This window comes from Streptomyces sp. NPDC058195, from assembly GCF_042883525.1.
Lineage (GTDB): Bacteria > Actinomycetota > Actinomycetes > Streptomycetales > Streptomycetaceae > Streptomyces.
Map to the genome: position 1 here is coordinate 1 of NZ_JBHVVM010000065.1, position 5,311 is coordinate 5,311.

5 protein-coding genes are annotated in these 5,311 nt (G+C 62.2%); all 5 read right to left on the minus strand.

Translation table 11 applies throughout. From position 1 onward, the window contains the following. A partial coding sequence (locus ACFVWY_RS35420) for an AMP-binding protein (RefSeq protein ID WP_389879021.1) occupies positions 1-926 on the minus strand: 926 nt, incomplete at its 3' end. Positions 927-1,049: 123 nt separating this feature from the next. After that, positions 1,050-1,838, minus strand: a complete 789-nt coding sequence (locus tag ACFVWY_RS35425; RefSeq protein ID WP_389879022.1) for a thioesterase II family protein — start codon at positions 1,836-1,838, stop codon at positions 1,050-1,052. After that, a complete protein-coding gene (locus tag ACFVWY_RS35430; RefSeq protein ID WP_389879023.1) occupies positions 1,798-2,886 on the minus strand; it encodes an amidinotransferase in 1,089 nt (362 codons plus the stop codon). The genes ACFVWY_RS35425 and ACFVWY_RS35430 overlap by 41 nt, the downstream gene beginning before the upstream one ends. Positions 2,887-3,080: 194 nt before the next feature. Beyond that, positions 3,081-4,400 (minus strand): carbamoyltransferase C-terminal domain-containing protein, encoded by a 1,320-nt coding sequence (locus ACFVWY_RS35435; protein ID WP_389879025.1) that lies wholly within the window; start codon positions 4,398-4,400, stop codon positions 3,081-3,083. Positions 4,401-4,411: 11 nt separating this feature from the next. Then, on the minus strand, positions 4,412-5,311 hold a 900-nt coding region (locus ACFVWY_RS35440), incomplete at its 5' end, for a condensation domain-containing protein (protein WP_389879026.1).

Here is a 5,311-nt window from a genome sequence, read left to right on the forward strand (position 1 = left end):
CCCTCCAACGCACGCCCGATCACCGGCCGATCACCCGACACCCGCGCCAACGTCGCATCCACCGTGCACTCCGTCGGCCCATACAGATTGAAGGCCACCACATCGGGCATGTCGCGCAGACGCCGCCACATGTCGGCGGGGAAGGGCTCTCCGCCCGCCATGATGCGCAGGGGTGTGGGCAACGGCCCGGCCGCGAGCAGAGCCGCGAGCTGCGAGGGCGTACAACTCAGCGTGTCGACCCCGAACTTGTTCAGGTAGCGCGAGGCGGCCGGCAGGTCCCTGCGATTGTCCAGTACGTGCAGGCAGCCCCCCGTGAGCAAAATGCCCACCGCACGCCATGAGGCGTCGAAGGTCAGGGAGGCCAGCAGCAGCACCTCGGAACCAAGGCACGGCCGCAACTCGCCGAGCATCGCCGCGAGATTGGCATGGGTGACTTCGACGCCCTTGGGCCGCCCGGTCGAGCCGGACGTATAGATCACATACGCCAGATCGTCCGGACCCGCCACTGCCCCCTCAGCACCACCAGCACCACCAGCACCCGCGTCATCCCCATCCCCCACAGCGACCCCGCCCTGAGGAATACCGACGACAACCCCACGCCCCGAAAGAGCCACCGGCACATCCGCACCAGCCACCATCACCTCAGCACCACTGTCATCCAGCATGAACGCCAACCGCTCAGCCGGATACGACAGATCCAACGGCACATACGCGGCACCAGCCCGCAACACCCCCAGCAGACCGATCACCATCTCCGACTGACGGCCCGAACACACACCAACCACACCACCGGAACCCACACCCACCGCACCCAGACGAGCCGCCACCACACCCACAGCCGCATCCAGCTCCCGATACGTCCACCGCTGATCACCCTCCACCAGCGCCACCGCATCAGGCGTCCGCGCCACCTGAGCCCCGAACAAGCCAGGAACCGTCACCCCACCCAGCCCACCGGACACGGGGACAGCACCAGAAGAAGCATGGAACGAATCACATGGAATCGACGTCACGTCAGCACACCTTGTCCCTCGTGGGCAAATAATGATTCAGAGCCCGATCACACGACGAGCCGTTGCATCGACGATCTCGATTACGTCTGATGCTTTCGTCTCGACAAAGAAGTGGCCACCGTCGATCTCGACGCTGCGAAAGCCACCCGTTGTCAAACGCGACCATGGCCGGACATAACGCGGCGGCGTGCCCTCGTCGTGCCGACCGTAGAGACCGATGACCGGAATCCGCACACTGCCCTCGCGGATTCCGCGGGCCGCCTCAGAGAGGTGCAGATCGGCCTTCAGCGCGGGGAGCATCAGCTGGGCGAACTCCTCGTTGGCCGCCAGTTCGGCCCTGGGGCCTCCCTCCGACCTGAGCCGCTCGAGGAGTTCACTGTCGGAGAGCCCCCGCGCCTCCGACGACACCGGACCGCTCCATGGCGAGCGCCGCCCGGACACGACGAGCACGGCGTCGGACTCACTCCGGTCGCCCAGCAGTTCCTGCGCCACCCGGGCCGCGAGCACGGCCCCGAGACTGTGACCGAAAAGTACGATCTTCGATGTGGCGACGGGTTCAATCGCCTTGCACAGTTCGGCCACCACTCGCTCGGCGTCGGACTCGGGTGCTTCCGAGAGCCGCTCCTCGCGACCCGGCAGCTGGACCGCGAAGGCGTCCACCAGCGGTGACATTCTCCGCTGCCAGCCGCGGAAGACCCGAGACCCTCCACCCGCATAGGGAAAGCAGACAACTGTGCACAAGGAGACCGGGCGATCAGGGGTCAGCTTCTTGAGTACGGGATGCTCAGTCGACATATGTATCGAGCGAGCCGGATCGACGTACATCCAGGGTGGCACAGTGGAAGGAGCCGCCGAAGCTGTTGAAGTTCCGGAAGTTGCAGGGAATCGGGGTGAATCCCCAGTCCTTGAAGAACTGAATCATCGGCTCGTCCTGAGCCTCGACGATGACGCGCTGCTCGTCGAGCATCAGGATGTTCATGTTGATCCACTTGCTCGTCATGTAGAGCGGCTGAGCGTCGGGGATGACCGGCGCGGGCGCGGTCCGCACCTCCCAGTTCCTGAACATCTTGGGGACCTCGGACACCCGCTCAGGATTGATGAGCAACTTGCCCGGTGCCAACGGGGCCAACGTGGCATCGATGTGCATGGGGTGGGGGTCGTCGAACTCAAGGACGCTGACCCGGAACTCATCACCCAGGGTGCGGCTCAGCCACTCAATGCCGAACTCATTGGTGACATTGCTCTTCTGTCCGATGATGTCGCGTCCGAGACGGAGGAAGTCGGCGGCATCGAAGGTGGGCTCGAACTCGGTGATCGCAAAGCGTGTCGGCTCCCCCGCCGCAGGCTCTTTCCAGTCGAGGTCGAACAGCTCGTCCGTGAGTTCCGGCTTGGGGCCGGCGATCCACTGCGCCCCGTTACGGAAGTACTCCTTGAGCAGCGGACGGTAGGCCAGGTTCTCGTAGTAGCGCGAACGCCAGGCCATGGGACATTCGATGATCTTTTCGCCCACGACCAGGATGGCGTCACGCGGCATTGCGGCGTACATCCCGGTGGTCGACCACGCACCGGTCGAGTAGGTCTGCCCTTGCGGGATGGGGTCGGGCCGACGCACGGTGACGCCCTCCGACTCCAGAATCCGCACGAACTCTTCGAGCTCCTCGTTGGCAGCCTTCACGATCTCCGGCGGGAACTCTTCACCCCCGCGCTGACGGAATGTCTCGTGCTGCTGGGTAGGTATCACCGACTCCAAGGACGGATGCCATTCCGGAAAGCGGGCATCGTCCAGGATTCCGACAATTACCTCCTCCAGTGGATCCCATTCGGTATAGGAACTTACCTGGCTACCCTCGTACTTCTTCCCTGCATCTTGCATCTGTCTTCCCCCAAACAGTTAAGAAATTTTATTCATCCACGGCGCAATGGTTCCCTGTCGTCAAACATGAGGAACGATCGCGTCAGTCGTAGATATACGCATCCTTTTTGGAGAGGCGCTTCGCTCGCCGACGGAAAGAGAGGTACCTGCGCAGCGAACGGATCGGCCAGGTCAGCTTTCCTGCAAGGCTGGATTTAGAAGACATTGACTCCATATTTCTCTGTGAACCTCTGGGCATCGTGGGCAGAGTCGACGATCGGCTCACCCTTGATGTTGAGCGAGGTGTTGAGAAGCATCGGGACACCGGTCGCCTCGTACCATTCCTCAAGCACGTGGCGCAGGACCGACGAGCAGTCCTTCTTTACGACCTGAACACGAGCAGTTCCGTCGACGTGCGTGACACTCGAATAATCGTGCAACGCGCGGCTCGTGAACTGCATGTACTCGTTCATGGGGCCTGTGAAGTATTCGCTGGCAAACTCTTCGAGAATGGCCGGGGCGAACGGCCTGAAGAGCTGACGGCGCTTGATGTTGTTCACAGTGTCTTTGACGTCGTAGCGGCAGTCGGCGAGCAAGCTCCGGTTACCGAGCGCCCTCGGCCCGAATTCCGCCTTCTCCGAAGCGACGCCACACACCTTGTTGGTAAGCAGTTCCTTGACTATGTCCGAGGGATTCGCCCTCGGCAGCTGCGTCCCGAGATAGGGATCGACCCACTGCAGCTTGGCGCGCCGAACCAGTGCCGCAGCGCCCAGGGCACTGCCCGCGTCACCTGGATTAGGCATGATCCACAGGTTCTTTCCCTGGATCCGCGAATTGGCAACGCAATTCAGGGCGCAGCCACCCATGAGCACCAGGTTCTCTTTCGGACAGAGAGCGACCAGCTCCAGCAGCTTCTCCTCGAAGAGTTTCTGCACGGAAGCTGCCAGGTCCTCGTTTCGAGCGTCAGGGTACAGATCATCGCACCCGAGATGCAGATTCTCTTCGAGGAGGTGACTCAGGTCGTAGCGCGGCTCACCGTAAGCTGCCATACCCATGGTGATGTACTCGTCCGAGTTCGGCTGAAGGCCGACCCGCTTGGTGATCGCCGAGTACAGAAGGCCGAGCGAGTAAGGATATTTCCAACTGCGCACCTTCCGCATGTTGTCCCATATGGAGATCGTGTCCCACTCACCGATCGCATCGACCACCAGGATGTTGCAGTCGTCGAAAGGCGCTGTGTAATACCCTGCGGCAGCGTGGGTCTCATGATGGGAGAAGCTGACGTCAGCGGGCGTGCGTCGCCGTGCGAGCTTCTGTCCTGAATACAGTCGTCTGGTGGCCTTGAGCCATGACCGCTCGTAGTAGGCGGTTGTCTCGGCCTGCTTCATCAGTTCGAGTTGCTTCGGGTGCAGCCAGCGGTCTCCTTTTTCCTTGGAGTAGCGCTCGCTGTGGGAGGCATGAACGATCACTGTGTCGTCGAGCAGGCACAGTGCCGCATCATGGAAACCTTCGGAAAAGCCGGCGATGAGGGCCAAGTCCTTACTCCCTAGTCGGCAATAAGCTCACGTATCGGGCGGTCCGGCGAACGGAGGCCGGCGACAAGAATTTCTTTCCACAGAGCCATAAACTCCGCGATCTCTGTCCTGGAGTACATTCCGTCACGGCACAAGAGCGTGGCTTGCATGGTGTCTTCGTCTGCGCACACATCGAGGGTGAAGTCGTGCCGAACGCTGTCGCGGTCTTGCGTGTACTCCTCGGTCGAGAACGAGATGTCCTCCAGGGCCCTTTCGAAACGCTGGCTCCGGTTGAAAGCGAACCAGACTTCCGTGTACGGGGTCCGACCAAGTTTGCGTGGTGGCCGGGTGGCGGCCACGAGCATGTCGAAGGGGAGGTCCTGGTGATCCTGTGCGTCGAGAACCGTCTCCCGCACCCGCCGGAGCACCTCACGGAATCCGGGCTCACCACCCAGATCCGTCCGCAGCACCAGGTTGTTGACGAAGAAACCGATGAGCTGGTCGAACGACGGATGATTCCGCCCCGCCACCGGAGTCGCCACCACAATGTCCGTCTCACCCGTCAAGCGGTGCAACAACACCTTGTACGCGGCAAGCAGCACCATGAAGGGAGTACACCCCTCGTCACGCGCCACAGCACGCAACCCGTCATTCAGTTCCGCATCCAGAGCGAAACTGTGGGTATCCCCTTCCCACCCCGCACCCGCCGCAGGCTCCCGGTCATATGGCAGCCGCATATACGCAGGCGCTCCCGCAAGCCGCTCACGCCAGAACGACTCCAGCTCCTTCTGACGCCCCCCCGCCAGCTCCCCCGCCTGCCACAGCGCGAAATCCGCATACTGCACCGGCAACTCCGCCAGCGGAACAGCCTCCCCCGCACACAACGCGGGATACAGAGCCAGCAACTCATCCTGCAGAACACCAACGGACCA